13 protein-coding genes are annotated in these 17,979 nt (G+C 42.5%); 10 read left to right on the top strand and 3 right to left on the bottom strand.

Annotated elements, in window-relative coordinates; genetic code table 11:
• Window positions 1-12: 12 nt before the first annotated feature.
• From IOD06_RS02655 to IOD06_RS02645, 3 genes are read right to left on the bottom strand one after another with little or no spacing between them, the layout of a single operon-like run.
• The gene (locus IOD06_RS02655) at window positions 13-1,005 is read right to left on the bottom strand and encodes a hypothetical protein (RefSeq protein WP_194618972.1); all 993 of its coding nucleotides are present in this window, start codon (window positions 1,003-1,005) and stop codon (window positions 13-15) included.
• A gap of 1 nt (window position 1,006) precedes the next feature.
• Complete coding sequence (locus IOD06_RS02650) at window positions 1,007-3,196, bottom strand: LysM peptidoglycan-binding domain-containing protein (RefSeq protein WP_194618970.1); 2,190 nt, start codon at window positions 3,194-3,196, stop codon at window positions 1,007-1,009.
• Between the two features lie 13 nt (window positions 3,197-3,209).
• On the bottom strand, window positions 3,210-6,125 hold the full coding sequence (locus IOD06_RS02645; protein ID WP_194618968.1) for a contractile injection system protein, VgrG/Pvc8 family: 2,916 nt from the start codon (window positions 6,123-6,125) through the stop codon (window positions 3,210-3,212).
• Between the two features lie 227 nt (window positions 6,126-6,352).
• On the opposite strand from IOD06_RS02645, the gene IOD06_RS02640 reads away from it, so the two are divergent.
• The 10 genes from IOD06_RS02640 to tssA all read left to right on the top strand — a co-directional run bounded on the left by IOD06_RS02640 (window position 6,353) and on the right by tssA (window position 17,972).
• Window positions 6,353-6,823, top strand: a complete 471-nt coding sequence (locus IOD06_RS02640) for a hypothetical protein (protein ID WP_189580830.1) — start codon at window positions 6,353-6,355, stop codon at window positions 6,821-6,823.
• Window positions 6,824-6,883: 60 nt separating this feature from the next.
• Entirely contained in the window at window positions 6,884-7,630 is a 747-nt protein-coding gene (locus IOD06_RS02635; protein ID WP_189580833.1) for a hypothetical protein, read from the top strand.
• 27 nt (window positions 7,631-7,657) lie between these two features.
• Window positions 7,658-8,170 carry a type VI secretion system contractile sheath small subunit gene (tssB, locus tag IOD06_RS02630; RefSeq protein WP_194618966.1) on the top strand — a complete coding sequence of 171 codons (513 nt, stop codon included), beginning with the start codon at window positions 7,658-7,660 and terminating at the stop codon, window positions 8,168-8,170.
• 3 nt (window positions 8,171-8,173) lie between these two features.
• On the top strand, window positions 8,174-9,664 hold the full coding sequence (tssC, locus tag IOD06_RS02625; RefSeq protein WP_194618964.1) for a type VI secretion system contractile sheath large subunit: 1,491 nt from the start codon (window positions 8,174-8,176) through the stop codon (window positions 9,662-9,664).
• A 54-nt stretch (window positions 9,665-9,718) separates the two neighbouring features.
• Complete coding sequence (locus IOD06_RS02620) at window positions 9,719-10,222, top strand: type VI secretion system tube protein Hcp (RefSeq protein ID WP_025651832.1); 504 nt, start codon at window positions 9,719-9,721, stop codon at window positions 10,220-10,222.
• A gap of 96 nt (window positions 10,223-10,318) precedes the next feature.
• Window positions 10,319-10,810, top strand: a complete 492-nt coding sequence (gene tssE / locus IOD06_RS02615) for a type VI secretion system baseplate subunit TssE (protein ID WP_189580852.1) — start codon at window positions 10,319-10,321, stop codon at window positions 10,808-10,810.
• 77 nt (window positions 10,811-10,887) lie between these two features.
• Complete coding sequence (gene tssF, locus IOD06_RS02610) at window positions 10,888-12,711, top strand: type VI secretion system baseplate subunit TssF (protein ID WP_194618962.1); 1,824 nt, start codon at window positions 10,888-10,890, stop codon at window positions 12,709-12,711.
• Entirely contained in the window at window positions 12,675-13,730 is a 1,056-nt protein-coding gene (gene tssG, locus IOD06_RS02605) for a type VI secretion system baseplate subunit TssG (protein ID WP_194618960.1), read from the top strand. Before tssF ends, tssG begins: the two co-directional genes overlap by 37 nt.
• A gap of 163 nt (window positions 13,731-13,893) precedes the next feature.
• Window positions 13,894-16,818 carry a type VI secretion system ATPase TssH gene (gene tssH / locus IOD06_RS02600; protein WP_194618958.1) on the top strand — a complete coding sequence of 975 codons (2,925 nt, stop codon included), beginning with the start codon at window positions 13,894-13,896 and terminating at the stop codon, window positions 16,816-16,818.
• Window positions 16,818-17,972 (top strand): type VI secretion system protein TssA, encoded by a 1,155-nt coding sequence (gene tssA / locus IOD06_RS02595; protein ID WP_194618956.1) that lies wholly within the window; start codon window positions 16,818-16,820, stop codon window positions 17,970-17,972. Before tssH ends, tssA begins: the two co-directional genes overlap by 1 nt.
• The last annotated feature ends 7 nt before the right edge of the window (window positions 17,973-17,979 follow it).

Here is a 17,979-nt window from a genome sequence, read left to right as displayed (position 1 = left end):
AGAAAATATAACTTACTCTAAATAATAATCGCATTCTCTATGTTCTTTCACCAGCTGATTATTTTTTTTATAACGATAGTCACAATCTACTAGTTGAAATTGAGTATTATCATTCTCTAAATCTAACTTAAACTTGTATGTTAGAATTTTTTCTTCACTAAAATTAAATTGAGAATTTTTTAATCTGGGTAAATTATTGAAACTTATTGTATAAATTCCATTTTTTACTTTTACTTCATCTAAATACACTTCATCTCTTTCATAATCATTTTTTTTCGTAACTCCAGTACGCTTGATATCTTGTCTGACGCAACCTTCAGGAAAAAACTCCACAAATTTATTTACCTTTTTATTATAAATAAACAAACAAGAACTCCATGCATATTCTTCAGGACGCAAAGTAGAACCCTTACTTTCAATATGGAGTAATGAGATATTAGTGTCAGAATAACTTGAGCTTATGTGAATATATTCTTTGTTCTTAAAACTAACGTTAAGTTTCTTTTTATTTTTCCCTGATAAAAAATATACATCGAAGTTATTATTAAATACTTTTCTAAGTTCTTTTTGGTCTTCGTTAATTGTAGGGACTTGAGTAACTTTAATATTATCTGAATTGGTTACAATGGCAATTGGTTTAGAGTTTTTATTTGAAGGATCTTCTGAATGTATTTTAACTAATAGTTTCTTATTATATTGACTAAGAGGGTAGTCTATTGCACGAATAAAAATGTCATCAGTTACTTCAAGATTAACATTATCTGATAAAGGATCAATATCAAGTATATTGGTAACTTCATTGCTAACAGTCTTGTGAACATCATTGTATGATTGTGCTATAGAATTTTTATTCTGACTTTTATTCTGACTTTTATTCTGATTTATAAGATTACTTTCAGATTTTCTATCTGATAATTCTTCACTATTTTGCTTCGCTTCACCAAAACTACAAGCAGTGACGCTGAGGCAAATACTCATTGATAAAAAAAGTAATTTAATATTCATTTTATTGGACTCCGTTTTCAATAGTCGAACAATTATCTAATAAGGGAAAAGGATCATAACGATATTTAAGTCCTGTTGCGCCTAACGATTTACTTACTTCATCTCTGACTTCAAAGTGAAGGTGAGAACCCTTAGATATTGAGGTCATACTTCCTGCATTGCCTGAATTACCACTAAGACCAATCGGCTGGGAAATATCTTCAACTAACTCATCTTTGTCAACTTTAATTTTGTTTAAATGGCAATATATGAAATATACAATATCTTTTTTAAAATCGAGTTTATTTCTTAGTATATTCTTTTTACTTACTGGTAGATCATCAACATTACACTGTAAAATTATCGAATTACCATAGCTACTATATGAAGTGGCAAATACGATACGTCCCTTACAAACTGCGTATACGGGACTGTTGAGAGCTGCTTCTAAATCATTTCCCTGATGTAACTTTGAATGACGCTTGGAAGTTCTACCGTGTCTTGATATTTCATTTGTAGCTAATGCTAAATTTTCTTTGCTATATTTATTGCTTTTATAAGTTAATGGAGCAGAACCATAACCGAAACGTCTAACTTGGCAGGTATCAAGTGGATTTCGCCATTGATTCCCTCCACCCACATTAGTAGTGTTTTTTGCAGGAGCAGGAGCAGGAGCAGGAGCAGGAGCAGGAGCAGGAGCAGGAGCAGGAGCAGGAGCAGGAGCAGGAGCAGGAGCAGGAGCAGGAGCAGGAGCAGGAATACATTTTTCATTACTCTTACTTTTATATGAAACACCTTCCAAAATGACAATAATAGCGTCAAGACTATTTATACAGATATTATCAGAAATTTTATGCATAAAATTTTTAACATTTATGTACGAATCAATATAATCTCTAATCCAAGTTTGATAAGCTTTCACACCATTTTGATTAGCTTCTTTCATATACTTTTTAAACTTGTCTTTTTCCCCTATTTGTATAATGAGTTTTTTTCTCATTAAGCTACTACTTGTGTACTCATTTTTTATTAGTCTTTCAGAACCTGATGGTCCATCATGATGAGCAAGATAAGCTATCTTAGCTAAATCAGCTTTACTAGTGATTTTATTAATAGGTAAACGTTTTCCTAGAGTCTCAAGATTCATTTTAGCGTAGACCATTCCTGCATCAATCGAAAGTTCAGGATTATATTTAAGTTTTAGAAATTTCGCATCTGTAAGCTTAGGATGCTTTTGTTTGTACTTATAAAGCAGTGAGTCAGACCTTTTGGAAATGTCACGCCAAGTACCATCTAACATTTGAGTCATACCGCCTGCTGATGTTGTACTATTCTGAGAATCTGCTTTCCAACGACCTTTCAATGAACCACTGCCTATTTTTGCTGATTCTGCATTAATTATTGCAGCTGTAGTAGGAGCATCAAAGCCATGCCTTTTAGCTGCACTAATTATAAATTGACGATATATTTCATTATTTGGATGAAGTTTTAAATTTTCGTCATTATAAAAATCTGCTACTACATGGGTTGGAGTGCCGCCATCTGTACGAATTACTTCATTGTGATCTTTTACAGAAGAGTTTTGATTATTAGTCTTTGTTGGAGCTTTACTTGATGTTTTGGACTTATCAGTTTGAGTGCTTTTATTGCCATCCAACTGACTTTCAACTTCTTTTTGAACAGGAGGAGTTGGTTGTTGGTTTTCTTTTTCCAAGACTTTACTTAAGTCTTTGAGCTTTTCTAATTGATGCCCTTTTTCTGGAAGATTACTCCCAGAAACTTTCATCATTCTTGAAGTTAAAGTCAAACTTTTTTTCCCTAAAGGAAGAATAGTGTGATGAGAAATTAATTGAAACTTTTTATGGATATTTAAAAAATAGATCTTGATACCTGCATGTCTATCTTTGATCAAAATATCTTCTGTTATACTTTTAGTAATTGCGATATTTTCGCATTTACTATCATATTCGAGTTGAAGAGTAGCTTTATTGATAGGTTTAAAAGCAGAGTCTAAAAGTTTTATTCTTAAAGTCGTATCATAACTTTCACTTTCGTCAAGGTGTAAAAATATTTTTTGACCAATACTTAATTGATGTATTTTCTTACCCTTAATATTATTCCAATCAGCTAACTGTTTGACACTAACGCCATAAAATTGACCTATGCCCCAGAGTGTGTCACCTTTTTTTACAATATGTGTTTTTTTAGTCATTATACAGCCTTAATTAGGATTCTTGAGAACCATGTTCACCTAAAATAATACCCTCATCCTCATCTTCGCCTTCAATATCTTCATCTTCAAAATGACTTGACCACTGATCAAATCCAATTAAGGAATCATATTTCATATGATTATCATCTTGTAATAGCATAGTCATACCTGAGTTGTCTGTTTCTGATTCAGAAATAATCTCATGAGTGTCTGGGTTAAAAAGAATAACTTTAGCTTGTTCAATCCCTTTACCTAGTAAACTCATAAAACTAAACTGAACTGCAAAAGGAGGAGAGTTTAAAAACTCTAAAGGCTTGTAATTAACTCTCGCCCCCGCCACCAAACTCTTCCTCACCGCCTTAACTTTAATCGTCCCCGGACACACCAGCTTAATACCACTCTTATCGATCGTAATGGATGCTCCTGCACTGGTTTGCAGCTTAATACGTTTTGGACTCGACACATTCACCTGTCCAGCCTCACTACCAATCGTCATGCTTTGTTGACTGTGCAGCTGCAACTCACCGCCTTGTGCCTGTATCGCTAGTGGTTTAGTGTTCGCACTCACATGTAATCCCGATGCGCTCGCTTCACCACCAACCCCAGAGAGCGAATCAATACTATCTGCCGTCAGCGTATAATTACCTGCCACCACATCCGACTGCGTGCTGCCTGATTGTCTGACTATTGTTTTCGCCGTCCATAGGGTATTGCTTGCTGATGCGAGGATGCTGTCTTTGCTCACCAGCATCACATCAGCTGCGCCTAAGACTTCTGTATTTAGCGTCTCATCGATCACTTGCGCACTGGTTTTAAAGGCTTCTATCGTTTGGTTGGCATTACTAAGTGCCTCGGTTGATTGCAAATGTGCCTGCTTTGCCTCTTTAAAGGTTTCACTCAGCTCAGTGCCCATTGTTAACTGGCGTTGTCCTGCATCATTGACCCATGCCGACTCGTGCTCTGACTGACTGTGTCTGATATCAAAGGTGGAGAGTAGAACACCTGTATCGCCGGTGATTTGCAAGCCATGGTCGGTTGCTAGATTAATACCTTGTCCACTATCTGATGATTGATGATTGCTATAGCGATGACGCAGTATGCCAAGCTCTAATACATGTTCATCAGGGGCAAAGGTCGCTTGCTCTGTAATCGTTGGCATATCAGCATTGGCTTTACTGCCCGTATTAACCGTCCACTGTAGACCGATCTTGCTTGGCGTATCATCAAAGCTCATGGCCACTTCAGAGTCGCAGGTCAGCCCATACTGGGCGATACCCGATAGCCAGCCGCTGTGTCCGTCATCGTCACTGATCTGTGAGTGACCCATACCACCGCCATGCCATCTAGGAGACGCGCCGCCTTGTAGGTTGTGTCTATTAGATAATCCCGCATCGCGAGTGGTGATGTCTGTTGCGTCCACATCGCCCATACCGATACCGTCATAGAGCGATCTGCTAATCACTGGACTGTCAATATCGCCGTACCAATGGTTAAGCAGGACAGATTGTCCAAGCCGTGGGGCGAATTGCCAGCCATGACTGCTACCGGATGACAGTTGCAATGCGCGCAGGGGCGGGGTAGTGCCGTCGTCGTGAGGGCTGATGCCTGAGTAGACGGGGGTCGTGATGGTTTGTTGTAGGTTGTCATCGGTGACACTAGAGTCATAACTTGGTGTAGTAGCGCTGCCAGTACGCGCTTGGGTCAACCCTTTATAAGTATGACTGGCAAAGAACAAGTTGCTGGGATAAGGGGCGTAGGGGATTGCGGCGTCAAGCAAAGTCGCTGATACCCAGACCCCAGTGTCACGAGCAATATCGTAGCCATGATCGGGGATGAATATCCCGCTCTGTTGCGTAGTACGTTGTAACCACTCTTTGATATAGGCTTGGTTGTGATAAGACACGCTGTCGCTGTCCGGCTCAATCCCAACCATCTGCGTACTGATACAGTAGCTAGTCAAACGACTGATAGTAGGTAAATTATGAATACTCACAGGACTACCGACCACCATGCCTCGCATCGCACCAGCCGCTTGGTAATGTTCACGCTGACAGCGATTGGCATTCACCCATTGCTGTGCCAACACCGTCGCTGCGCTATCGCTATCGACGCGTGAGGGCGCGCTTAAAAGCACAGTCGTGTCATCTGTTGCTAGCGCTGACTCATCAGCGGCTTGGCCTTCATAAATGGTATCCGCGCTTAAGCCATCTGCTCTTACTATCACCGTCTGACTACCCAGTTGCTGCGACCTCATTTGTAGCTCATTAACCGTATCTTGTCCTGACTGGATAGAAGACTGGGCATAACGATAGTCTAATGGTAGTAACTCTATCTCATCAAAACTGCTTAGTAGCATCAGACAGCCTAAATTATCTAATGAATCACCCGATATCCATAGGGTACTGACACCACTATCAGCAAGTAGCCTGGTTATAAACTCCCAATCACTGACATCCGACTGGGTGCGCATAGAAAGCTGAGAAGACAGGCGCTCTGATGCCTGCAAAGTCTCAGATAACTGCCAATCAAATTCATAGTCGGCAAAGAGGGTAGTGACGATGTCGAGCGTAGATTGATTGATAAAAGTACGAGTATGAATGCACTGGGTTAATTGCCAATCGGGGCTGACGATGTCTAAAGTGTAAAAATGCAGTGCGCCATCTGAATGCTGGTAGTTGACTGCTTTAATAAGCCCAGTGCGATGAGTGGGTTCACGGGAAACCGAAAGGGTGTTTAAGCAGACAAATGTATTTATCAAAGATAAACAAGAGTTTGAATCTAAAAAAGCATGCGAATAGAACAATAGCTGACTAGTAGCCGCTTTATCAATGGTACTTGACCAAGAGAATGCAGCAGGATATAAGGTAGTAATGGGTATATTATTGGTTTCAACGGTAATCTGGTGTAGACGAGCGGTTTGCGAAGGCATAAGGGAGGTTCCCGTGACTGCAGATTTAAGGGTACAGTCGGTCGCTTAAAAGTAAGCACTGCTAAAATATATACTAATAAAAGTATAGAGTTTATTGAAATATTGTCAAGTATCTGTATAATCGATTTGCAATAAGTTTTTCATTAAAGAACTTTAGTTCTAAATATATTCTATTATAACGTCATACTTTTTCTTATTCTTTTTGTTTTAATGATGATGATTTGCTTATGAATTCTATTGATTGTACTAAGCTGAAAGGGATAGGTCTGCTATCTGTGATTTTCAGTGCCAGTGTGTTACTGACGGCGTGCGGTGGCGCCGCGAAGAAGAACACACAGCCCTTAACGGTTTCTAAGCCAACAGTGGCTAAGCAGTTGGATGAGCCTTCACTCTCTTATCTTTCTGATGCCATGAAAGTCGATGATGGGCGTGCAGTGACAGCCCAGCAATGGCTGACCATTGCTCAAAGCAATTATCAATCAAAAAAGTACGCCCGTTCATTAAGAGCTGCAACCGAAGCATTAAGTCTCGATGATCAGCTGGTAGGAGCGCGTCAACTTGCTATGCTCTCTGCGGTCAAAGTAACGGAGAGTAATATTGACGCTTATAGTGACAATGCGGTGATGAACGATAATGATAAAGCGAGATTCAAAGACACTTTAACCAATATGACGACCTTGGTTAGTACGGCTGATTAACCATTATCGAGTCAACAGATGCATATATCTCATATTAATAATAGCGAGCACCGATTTACGATGACAAGTATTAAAAACGCTATCAAAGTCACTAATAAAATACCTAAGACGATCTTGACCGGTCTACTTATTATGGTATCGGTTATGGGTACAGCCCATAGCGAGCTTTCGATACAAGAGCAAGATCCAGGGTCAAGTGTCATTAACCAGTATGCTGCCCTTAAAAATGCGGATGCAAAATCACCGCAGTTGCATCAATTGATTGCCAACTTAAATGAGAGGCTAACTCGTAATCCGAAGGATTCTTTGGCTTGGGAGCTGTTGGCTCAGATTTACGCCAACAATGGCTATCATGCTTATGCTGTCTACGCAGCGAGCGAAGCAATGGACTCAGGTCAAAGCACCGCCACGCTCAAAAGCATCCTTATAAATAGCAGTGCTCTTGTCTCACAGAGCCAATTACAGTCAGATTACTTGACGGATGATATGGATACGGCATTTTTAACTGAGTATCAGCACGCGCTTAGCAAGATATATGGTGAAGTCTACGGTTTTAACTATGATGAGTCTTTGCCAAAACCACCTGCGCCTGTGGTGAAGGCTCGATCGACTAGAAGCAAAAACGTGTCCAACGCGAAGCGCCGCGCAGCCGTCAAAAGACAAGCCGCCCCTGTTAAAAGAAAAGCAGCAGTGAAACAGAAGTCACGTCCAGTGCCAAAAGCGAAGCCCGTTCAGAGACCGGCTAAACCATCATCCCCTAGAAGTAGCAACACCAAATCTACTGATCCATTCAGTATATTACGTTGAAACCAGAAACTGCTGAGGCAACTTATTATGGCTAATCAAGATAGTGTGCAAAAGAAACTCGCAAAAGTACGTGCTCCTCGGGTGCATTTGACTTATGACGTTGAAGTGGGCGATGCGATCGAAACGAAAGAAATTCCGTTTGTCGTTGGGGTGTTGGGAGAGTTTTCAGGAGATTCTACCCTTGAGCAACCGCGCTTTAAAGACAAGAAATTTGTCGAAGTGGATTTGGATACCTTTGATGAGGTGATGTCTGGTCTAGCACCGCGTGCGACGTTCCGAGTAAGCAATGACTTGAGTGACAAAGGCGGCGAGTTCGCGGTTGATTTGGCATTCAATAGTATCAACGATTTTCGCCCTGAAGCGGTTGCTGATCAAATTGAGCCATTAAAGCAACTGGTACAAGCACGAGATCGCTTGGCAGATTTACGCAACAAAATATCGGCCAACGAAAAACTTGAAGACCTATTAGATGATGTACTTAAAAACACTGAACAAGTTAAGAAAATGGCGGAACAAAATCAAACTGACGATGAGGATTAAACGATGAATGCTCAAGCCCAGCAGCAGATAGCAACGGATCCATTGAATAGCGAGAGCTATGACTTACTCGAAGAAATCGTCAATAAAAGTAATGTTGCCAAGTCCGATGATGAAAAAAATCGCGCGAAGTCGCAAATCGCCGAGCTGGCCAATGAAGTCATGCAAGGCACGGTGACATTATCAGACAATTTAGCCTCATCTATTGATGCACGAATTGCCCAAATTGATGCGCTGATCTCTAAGCAGCTGACCACTGTTATGCACGCACCTGAGTTTCAGAAGCTAGAGTCTAGCTGGCGTGGTCTACATTATCTATGTAGCCAAACCCCGTCTGAATCCATGCTTAAGATACGCATGATGAATACTACGAAGCGCGAGCTTACCAAAGACTTTCAATCTTCAATTGATTTTGACCAAAGCACGCTGTTCAAAAAAATATATGAAGAAGAGTTCGGTAGTTTCGGTGGTGAACCATATGCAGCAATCGTTGGCGACTTTGAATTTACTCGCCAAAACTCTGATATGTATCTGCTTGAGCAGTTGTCTCATGTTGCGGCCGCTTCCCATGCACCGTTTGTGTCGGCGGCTTCCGCTGAGATGTTCGGACTTGATTCCTTTACTGATATTGGTCGCCCACGCGATTTATCAAAGATATTTGAAACGGCTGAATATATACGCTGGCGCGCCTTTAGGCAGTCAGAGGATGCTCGCTATGTGGCGCTGACAGTGCCTAGCTTTTTAGGTCGTCTGCCATATGATCCTAAAGATGGCACAGTGGTAGAGGGTTTTAATTTCACTGAAGAAGTCTCTGGTAATGATCACAATGATTATCTATGGGTGAATGCCGCTTATGCTTTTGCTTCGCGATTGACTTCTGCCTTTTCTGACTATCGTTGGTGTGCGGCTATTCGCGGTGTGGAAGGTGGCGGCTTGGTTGAGGGTTTACCTGTCCATACTTTTAAGACTGATGAAGGGGACTTGGCGCTTAAATGCCCAACGGAAATCTCGATCACTGATCGACGTGAAAAAGAGTTGAGCGATTTAGGCTTTATTCCATTAGTCCATTGCAAAAATACCAATTATGCCGCCTTCTTTGGTGCGCAATCAGTTCAAAAAGCCAAAACGTATCAAAACGATGATGCCAATGCCAATGCGGTACTGTCGACTCAGTTGCAATACATCATGGCAGTATCACGTATTGCTCATTATCTAAAGGCAATGATGCGCGATAAGGTAGGTAGTTTCTTAGCACCTGGTAATGTTGAGTCGTTCTTGAATGATTGGATTTCTCGCTATGTCTTGCTAGATGATGGAGCCTCACAAGAAGCAAAAGCCCAGTACCCACTGCGCGAAGCTTCTGTACAAGTTGTAGAAGTGCCAGGCAAACCTGGTGTCTACAAGTCCGTGGTCTTTTTGAGACCACACTTTCAGCTTGACGAATTGTCTGTTTCTTTGCGTCTGGTCACTCAACTGCCGCAGTCTAGCAACAGCTGATCGTTTATTAAAATCCAACGTTAAATTTAAATTTTTTAATACAAGGTGTGTGATATGAAAGATATTTATATTCAGTTCCGTGGTAAGTACAAAATTGACGGTGAGTCTCGTGATAGCGAGCATAAAGGTTGGCTTGAAGTAAATACTTGGGATCACTTGATCCGTCAGCCAAAATCAGCGACAGCCAGCAGCGTTGGTGGTCACACTTCTGAGCGCTGTGAACATGCCGATATGACCTTTATGAAAGATTTGGACTCGACCAGTCCTAAGCTATGGGAAGCATGTTCTGCTGGTTATACTTTTGATGAAATTCAAATTGACTTTTATCGTGCCAACGGTGATAAGCGCGTTAAATATCTTGAAGTAAAGCTTAAGCATGCGCTCATTGCTAGTGTTGAGCCAACTGTCCGCTCTGAAGGCGTACCAATCGAAAAAGTCGGTATCAAGTATGCAGCAGTTGAGTGGACTTACACGCAGCAAGATATCGATGGTACTGCCAAGGGCGCTGTGACGAAGAAATGGTCACTAGCCAACAACACTGCTACTTATACTGCCTAAACTGGTGTTAAGTGTCATTCATTTATTGTGTCAATGAAGAAAGGTTTATATCTAGGCCTTTCTTTTTTATTTTTTTAAATAGGGATGACTGTATCCATGAATTACGCCGCTAACGCCTCTAATCATAAAGTTGGGTTTCGCCCAAATTTATTTGAGCAACTATTCGATGACCAGCCTCGTCATTTAGCGCATGAACTCGTGGTTCGCAGGCTTAATATTGATGAGTTAAAGTCTTCAGTAGCCCAAGACCTAGAAGCGTTATTAAATACTCGCTGTGTGGTGTCGAGTAAGCTGCAAGCCTATCAACATGTACGCTCATCGATACTAAACTTTGGCATATTGGACTTTGTGGGACTGAGTAGTGCCAATCCTGCAGACTGTGATTATATCTGCCGACAAATCGCGCAGACAGTCGAGCAGCAAGACAGTCGTCTGCAGAATGTCAGAGTATCGCTAGATATTGGCGCAGTCGATGTCAATCAGCTATGTTTTTCAATTGAAGCGTTACTGAAAGTTTATCCTGCCCAAGAGCTGGTCAGTTTCGATGCGTTCTTTGAGCCAAGCTCTCAGCGCTATTTAATAAAATAGTCATTATTAATTTAATGAAATAACCAGTGTTACCGCTCAATCTTTACAGTTAACAGCGATCACTATATTGAGGCATCATGGACAGTCTACTTCCTTATTTTGAGCATGAGCTTAGTTTATTTAATAAGCAATCAAAAGAATTTGCCAAAAAGTATCCCAAAATTGCCAATCGGTTATTGATGGGTCACGATACGGTAGATGATCCGCATATTGAGCGATTGATACAGGCTTTTTCACTGATTAGTGCGCGCATCAATAAAAAGCTAGATGATTCATATGCAGACTTTACCGAGTCTTTACTTGAAGTCGTTTATCCCGATTATCTTAAGCCTTTTCCATCAGTCTCTATTGCACAGTTTAACCTAGGCGTGCAGGGCAATGCGATGAGTGAGCCTGTTTTAGTGCCTAAAAAAAGTATGTTTGCTAGTCAAAAAATAAACGGCACGCCTTGCCAGTTTCAGTCAACCCAAGACGTGACGTTGCTACCGCTACAGATAGATAGCGTCGATTTTGAGACACGCCAAGAAGTATACGATAATCAGCATGGACTGCTTAACGGCTGCATTAGCATTAAATTCAAAGGTCTTAATCCAAGCTTCGACTATCAGGCTTTGTTAAATCATCCGCTAGATTTATATATAGATGAGGATGCCAGTCAAGGCACCAGCTTGTGGGATCTGCTAGGGTGTGATGTGAAACAAACGCAGCTTCATGGTAGGCAGGTCAATAAGATAACGGGTAGTCCGTTTGAGATTATAGGCTTCGATCCTGAGCAGCAAATTCTTCCTAGTCATCGAGTAAGTAATGCTGCCTCTGCATTATTAAAAGAGTATTTTTATTTCCCTGAAAAATTCAATTTCTTGCGCCTCAATCTTGGCCGTGTTTGTCCCAATTTAAAAATTGATAGCACTGGTCTTGAGATTCGCTGTTATTTTAAGTTTGATAAAAAAAACACCATCCATTTAAAAAACTTGCAGCAACTGAGTGCCAGCAGTATCAAGCTGTTTTGTACGCCCGTGGTCAATCTATTCAAGGCAGCCGCCAAGCCCATTCAAGTCACTCATCGCTCTATCTATTATGATTTGGTGCCCGATACTCGTGCGCTTTTTCAACATGAGATTTATGAGGTCAATAAAGTCATAGAGTCCAAGCAAAGTAATAATCGTTTGATACAACGTGAGTATCATCCATTTTATGCGCTCAATCACTATGAGCAGCAAGATGAAGGTCGTTATTATCATATCAAACGCGATAAGGATATGGCTGAATTTAAGCAGGGCTTTGAATATCAGATTATGTTTGTAGAAAAGCAGCGTGAGGATGTGTCAGGTGCGGTGAGCATAAGTGCCGCTTTGCTATGCACCAATAGAGACTTGCCCGCGCAAGTGGTGTTCGGTCAAAGCCGAGGTGATTTGTTTAGTGAGGGGATGATGGGCTTTAGTAGTCTGTCATTATTAAAGCAGCCTACCAGAACGGCGCGGTTTGAATACACTGGTGAGGAGCGTTGGCGACTAATATCGCTGATCAGTTTGAATTTTTTATCACTTGCTGCCCAAGATGCTGAGCTGATGAAAGAGTATCTGTCGCTCTATGATATTACTCAATCTGCCTCTAATAAACTGCTGGTAGAAGGCATCGTCTCTGTCACCACCAGTATCAAAGCTCAGCGGATTCAGCGCTTGCCGCAACCTGGATTTGTACGCGGTACGGTCATTGATATTCAGATTAACCAAAAGAATTTTTCTGGAGTGAGTATCCGCCAGTTTGCCCATTTATTGGCTCATGTTTTTGGCTATCACGCCAGCTTAAACAGCTTCGTTGAGGTTGCCATCAGTGATGCCGTTACCAAAGAGGAGATATACAGATGTCAGCCACGCAGCGGTCTCAGTCCTCTTATTTAACGGATTTATTAGCGGCGCCGCAATCCTATGAGCTATTGCAAGCACTGCGTTTGGTTCAGCATGAAGTTGGTATGGGGCATGACCCTATCGAGGTGCGCTACCGTGCCTCGTTGTCATTGGCGTATCCGCAAGCAGAAATTGAGTCGATGGCGCTCATTGCTCAAGACAATATGGAAGACAGTGGCCGTTTAGTAAAGGATGGTCAAATAAAGGACAGTTCATTAAATGCCAGTTCGTTAATGGCCAGGCAGATAGAGGTTTGCCCAGCAGTTATTGGACTGACAGGCCCGTTATCAGCTTTGCCCGCGATGTATACCGATCATCTAGCGTCGCGAGTCAATCATGCAAAGGATAAAGCCGCACCGGCATTTTTAGATTTATTTAACCATCGATTGACGGATTTGTACGTACAAGCGAGCTGGTTTTATAACTTGCCATTACAGTACGAGATAAATAATAAAAAAGACAACTATCTACTGAGCTTGCGAGCGCTGGCACGGCAGCCGAAAAAGCTAACGGCAATCGATAGCTTGATTGCTTATGCTGGCATGATTGCCCCTGGACGTCTGACGGCTGATCAGTTAGCACATGTACTGTCGCACTTCTTAGATAGCACGGTCAGCGTTCAGCAGTTCGTGCCTGAGTGGTTTGATCTACCAGCAAGCGAGCAGACAGCACTCGGTGGTCAGCATGCGGCACTTGGGGTATCTACATTTTGCGGCGCGCGGGCTGTACAGTTCGATAGCAAAATTAGAATCGTATTTCATCAGTTGGATGCCAAACGCTATTTAAGACTGTTACCAGCAGGGGATATGTATCGCGTCATTATCGATTTTATTCGTAAATGGTGCGGTGTGAGCTTGGCGGTCGAAATGCAGCTGGAGCTAGACAAGCAATATATTACCCCTTTGTCATTATCAGAAAGCAGCTTTGGTGGCTTAGGGCAGGGTGGGTTTTTGGTATCTCACCCTGCAACCGAGCACTATGATGATACCCGCTATGCGCTGCCTATTCAGTAGCATTCATATCGGTTTTGAAGTGAATCAACTATAAGTTGCTTGTTTGCTAGTAACTGTAAGAAATTGCTCTAAAAGTTGCTCTAAAAAAAGCCACTCTAATTTTGATACATCAGTTTAATAAAAATAATGTTAAGTCTATTGAACATGCCAAAGGAAAAATTTTATGAGCCAGTTAAAAGCTGTAATTACCCGCTTAAGCCCAAGCTGTCGACAGTGTTTGCAGCAGGCAGCTAGGCTTTGTATCAATAACGGGCATCGCGAAGTTGATACCGTCCATCTGCTACATGAACTGATTGCGATGCCGCACAATGATGTGGCTCAAATACTCAAAGTGAATAAAGTCAATCAGCCATCGCTTTTAGCAGACATGACCGATTTGCTGAATACCTTTGGTCAAGCAACAGGCTCTACCCCTGTGTTTAGTCAAGGGTTGATGGCGTTGTTAGAGGACGCATGGGAGCTAGCCAGTAGCCAACATGGTCAGAGTGCTGATAATAATAGCGCACTAGAAATCCGCTCTGGGCACATATTGCTCGTGCTGTTGGCATATGAGCGTTATCAGTCGATACTTAAAACCCTTCCTGAGCAGCTACAGTATATCGATCGTTTTACCTTAAAAGATGATTATGAGCGTCAGTGTCTCGGTAGTACCGAGGGCAGTGGATCAAGCAGTAATAAAAGTACCAATAACAAAGGCATCAATAAGGGTGCTGATAGTGCAGACAATGATATTAACAATCAAGAATCTTTAGACGCTAAGCAAACTGAAACCAAGCCAACCCCTGCGTTGGATAAATATACTTATGATTTGACTGCAAAGGCCAGTGCGGAGCAAATAGATCCAGTTATCGGCCGTGAGTTTGAGATTCATCAGCTGATCGATATTTTGATTCGTCGTCGCCAAAATAATCCTATTTTGACGGGTGAAGCAGGCGTGGGTAAAACAGCGGTGGTAGAAGGCTTGGCGCAAAAGATAGTTGCCGGTCAAGTGCCAGATCAGCTAAAAGACGTGACGATACGGAGTCTCGACATGGGCTTGCTACAAGCTGGGGCGAGCGTCAAAGGTGAGTTTGAGAATCGTCTCAAGCAAGTCATCGAAGAAGTACAAGCCTCGCTACAGCCGATTATTTTGTTCATTGATGAAGCACATACCCTTATCGGTGCTGGTGGGCAGGCAGGTCAAAACGACGCGGCGAATTTGCTTAAGCCTGCTCTGGCTCGCGGCGAGCTGAGAACCATTGCGGCGACGACGTGGTCAGAGTATAAGAAATACTTTGAAAAAGACGCTGCATTATCACGTCGCTTTCAGGTAGTCAAAGTCGATGAGCCTGATATTGAAACGGCAGTGGCGATGATTCGTGGGTTGAGTGCCAAGATGCAGGCGCATTTCGGTATTTTAATAGACGATGATGCGCTACAAGCGGCGGTTGAATTATCCGCACGTTATCTCAGTGATCGACAACTACCTGATAAAGCGGTCAGCGTATTAGATACGGCAGCGGCACGGGTGAGTTTATCAAAAACTGCGATGCCCAATCAGCTGGATAGATTACAAGCCAAAGGCGTGCAATTAGAGCAGCATATCAATAATCTCAGTCAACAGCTTGAGCGTATCGGCGGTGTGGACGAAAAAGAAAAAGTCAGCCAAAAAATTGCCGTGCTTGATGAACAGCGTCAAACCAATCAGCAAAGCATCGCTGACATGACCAGTCGCTGGCATGAGCAACGTCAGCTTAATGATCAGCTTGATGCCTTAAATCAGCAGTTGAATGGTAAGGCTGATGGTGCTGATACGCTCAGTGCAACAGAGCGCTTAGACAAACAGTCTGAGTACCAAAGCATTGAGCAGTCACTAAAACAAGTACAAGAGACGCATCGCCTTATCCATCCTGTATTGGATAGACAAGTTATTAAGCAGATTATCTCAGATTGGACAGGGATTCCACTCAACGATATGGCAGGCAATGAAAAAGACCATATTTTGAATTTGGCTGATACCTTGCAAGCACGTGTCATTGGGCAAGACCACTCTGTGGCGGCTATCGTGAAGCGGATTCATACTGCAAAAGCGCGCTTAGATGACCCCAACCGCCCGCAAGGCGTATTTATGCTAGTCGGGCCAAGCGGTGTGGGCAAGACAGAAACCGCATTGGCGCTATCAGAGGTATTGTATGGTGGTGAGCGTAATCTTATTACCATTAACTTGTCAGAGTATCAGGAAGCGCATAGCGTTGCCTCCTTAAAAGGCTCGCCTCCAGGTTATGTGGGCTATGGTGAAGGTGGTGTGCTAACGGAGGCCATCCGCCGTCGTCCCTATAGTGTGCTCCTACTCGATGAAGTCGAAAAAGCACATCCAGATGTGTTGGATTTGTTTTATCAGGTCTTTGACAAAGGGGTAATGGAAGACAGCGAAGGGCGTTTGATCGATTTCAAAAACACGCTTATTTTATTGACCAGTAATGTTGGCTCAGCGCAGATTATGCAAGCGTGCATCAATACTGATCCAGCCGTTACTGACTTTAGCTTGCCCGATAGTGACAACCTAAAACAGGTGATTAATCCGCATTTATACAAAGCCTTCAAGCCTGCCTTTTTGGGTCGTCTAACGGTCATTCCTTACTATCCATTGACGGATGACGCGCTTGCAGAAATTATCCGCCTGAAACTGGACAAAATTACTGGCCGCATCCGTGACAATTATGATGTGCCTTGTGTTATTGACGATGAAGTCATTGAGCTCATTTTATCGCGTTGTCATGAGGTCGACTCTGGTGCACGTAATGCCGATGCCATCATCAGTCATACCTTGCTACCGCAGCTGGCAGGTCAATTATTGGCTCACGATGACAGTCAAAGTGTCCTCAAGAAAATTACTGTATTCGTCGATGAGGATGATAATTTTGCGTATCGTCTTGATATCGATGCGGTTGTGCCACTGAATCAAATGGTGCAATACAGTGAAGATGAGACTGAGGATAAGGTTAAAAAGTCGGCAAGCAAGCCAGTTTCAGCCAAAAAGCCTGCTGCTAAAAAGCCATCAGTGAAAAAAACCATCAGTAAAAAATCTGTTAAGAAGGATTTATTATAATGAATATGGGTAATTCCTTACTAACCGATATTGACACCCTTATCGCGCCTATCGATGGCAGCCATCATGGGGTGGGTGAAGATCTCATCTTTGATCCACGTATCGATGCCATCGTTGCGGCTCGTCAAGAAGATGACCCATTACTGGCGCAAGGCAATTGGGTCACTGAGCTAAAAGTCGCCGACTGGGACTTTGTCAAAAACCAATGTGCCGAGTTGCTCAGCGATACCAGTAAAGACATGAAGCTGGCACTGTGGTACGTCGATGCACTGAGTCACACCAATCATTTAGCAGGCATCAGTCATGGGCTGAGCGTACTGCAAGCATTTAATGACGAATATTGGCTCACCATGTATCCACCATTAGATGGTGAAGAAGACAGCATGGATATCAGAGCAGGGCTGCTGTCGTGGTTCGTCAAGGCACTCACTGATGACCTCAAGCAATTGTCACTTTCTGATACGAAGGTGGGTAATTATAACTATAACTATTATCTCACTGCGCGTGATCATGATAAGCAGCGTCAGCAAAACCCCGATAGCGAAACATCTAACCAATTGACACTGAGTGACTATAACCACGCCATCAAGACCAGTAGTGAGACTTGGCAACAAGCACTGATGAGCAATCTTAATAAAGTAACTGAGCAGTGGCAGACATTGACCGATCAGCTCAATGATCTGATGGGTATGGATGCGCCAGTCTTCGCACCAGTGACGGATTTATTGATTGCACTGACGCAGCATTTGCGTCCATTGATACCAGAATATTCTGATACTGCTCATAGTATGGATCAAGAGAGCCAAGCCGATAATGTCGACCTGATTGATACTAATGAACCTATGATGTCGGATAGTAGTGGACAATCAGCCAGTACAAATAATATTAGCTCAACCAGTTTTAATCCTAGTAACCGCGATCATCAAAACAATCGTCGGCAAGCGCTTAAATTGCTGGCTCAAATTCAAGACTACTTTGCAACCAATGAGCCGCACAGCCCAGTGACTTTTTTACTCGGTCGGGCGATTGATTGGGCTGATATGCCGCTGGATCAATGGCTCACTCATATCATCAAAAACGAAGATCAATTATCGATGCTGTCTGACATGATTGGTATTCAGCCCAAACGTGATTCCTCTGACGATGATCATTAAATTAAAG

The sequence above is a fragment of the Psychrobacter sp. N25K4-3-2 genome (assembly GCF_015351755.1).
In the GTDB taxonomy this organism is placed as follows: domain Bacteria; phylum Pseudomonadota; class Gammaproteobacteria; order Pseudomonadales; family Moraxellaceae; genus Psychrobacter; species Psychrobacter glaciei.
Note: the sequence above shows the minus strand (reverse complement) of the source record. Positions and strands in the feature narration are given on the sequence as shown.

What these genes read in the sequence shown, in the direction of transcription:
- IOD06_RS02655 (WP_194618972.1), bottom strand. Translation starts at nt 1,005, where the DNA reads ATGAATATTAAATTACTTTTTTTATCAATGAGTATTTGCCTCAGCGTC.
- IOD06_RS02650 (WP_194618970.1), bottom strand. Translation starts at nt 3,196, where the DNA reads ATGACTAAAAAAACACATATTGTAAAAAAAGGTGACACACTCTGGGGC.
- IOD06_RS02645 (WP_194618968.1), bottom strand. Translation starts at nt 6,125, where the DNA reads ATGCCTTCGCAAACCGCTCGTCTACACCAGATTACCGTTGAAACCAAT.
- IOD06_RS02640 (WP_189580830.1), top strand. Translation starts at nt 6,353, where the DNA reads ATGAATTCTATTGATTGTACTAAGCTGAAAGGGATAGGTCTGCTATCT.
- IOD06_RS02635 (WP_189580833.1), top strand. Translation starts at nt 6,884, where the DNA reads ATGACAAGTATTAAAAACGCTATCAAAGTCACTAATAAAATACCTAAG.
- tssB (WP_194618966.1), top strand. Translation starts at nt 7,658, where the DNA reads ATGGCTAATCAAGATAGTGTGCAAAAGAAACTCGCAAAAGTACGTGCT.
- tssC (WP_194618964.1), top strand. Translation starts at nt 8,174, where the DNA reads ATGAATGCTCAAGCCCAGCAGCAGATAGCAACGGATCCATTGAATAGC.
- IOD06_RS02620 (WP_025651832.1), top strand. Translation starts at nt 9,719, where the DNA reads ATGAAAGATATTTATATTCAGTTCCGTGGTAAGTACAAAATTGACGGT.
- tssE (WP_189580852.1), top strand. Translation starts at nt 10,319, where the DNA reads ATGAATTACGCCGCTAACGCCTCTAATCATAAAGTTGGGTTTCGCCCA.
- tssF (WP_194618962.1), top strand. Translation starts at nt 10,888, where the DNA reads ATGGACAGTCTACTTCCTTATTTTGAGCATGAGCTTAGTTTATTTAAT.
- tssG (WP_194618960.1), top strand. Translation starts at nt 12,675, where the DNA reads ATGTCAGCCACGCAGCGGTCTCAGTCCTCTTATTTAACGGATTTATTA.
- tssH (WP_194618958.1), top strand. Translation starts at nt 13,894, where the DNA reads ATGAGCCAGTTAAAAGCTGTAATTACCCGCTTAAGCCCAAGCTGTCGA.
- tssA (WP_194618956.1), top strand. Translation starts at nt 16,818, where the DNA reads ATGAATATGGGTAATTCCTTACTAACCGATATTGACACCCTTATCGCG.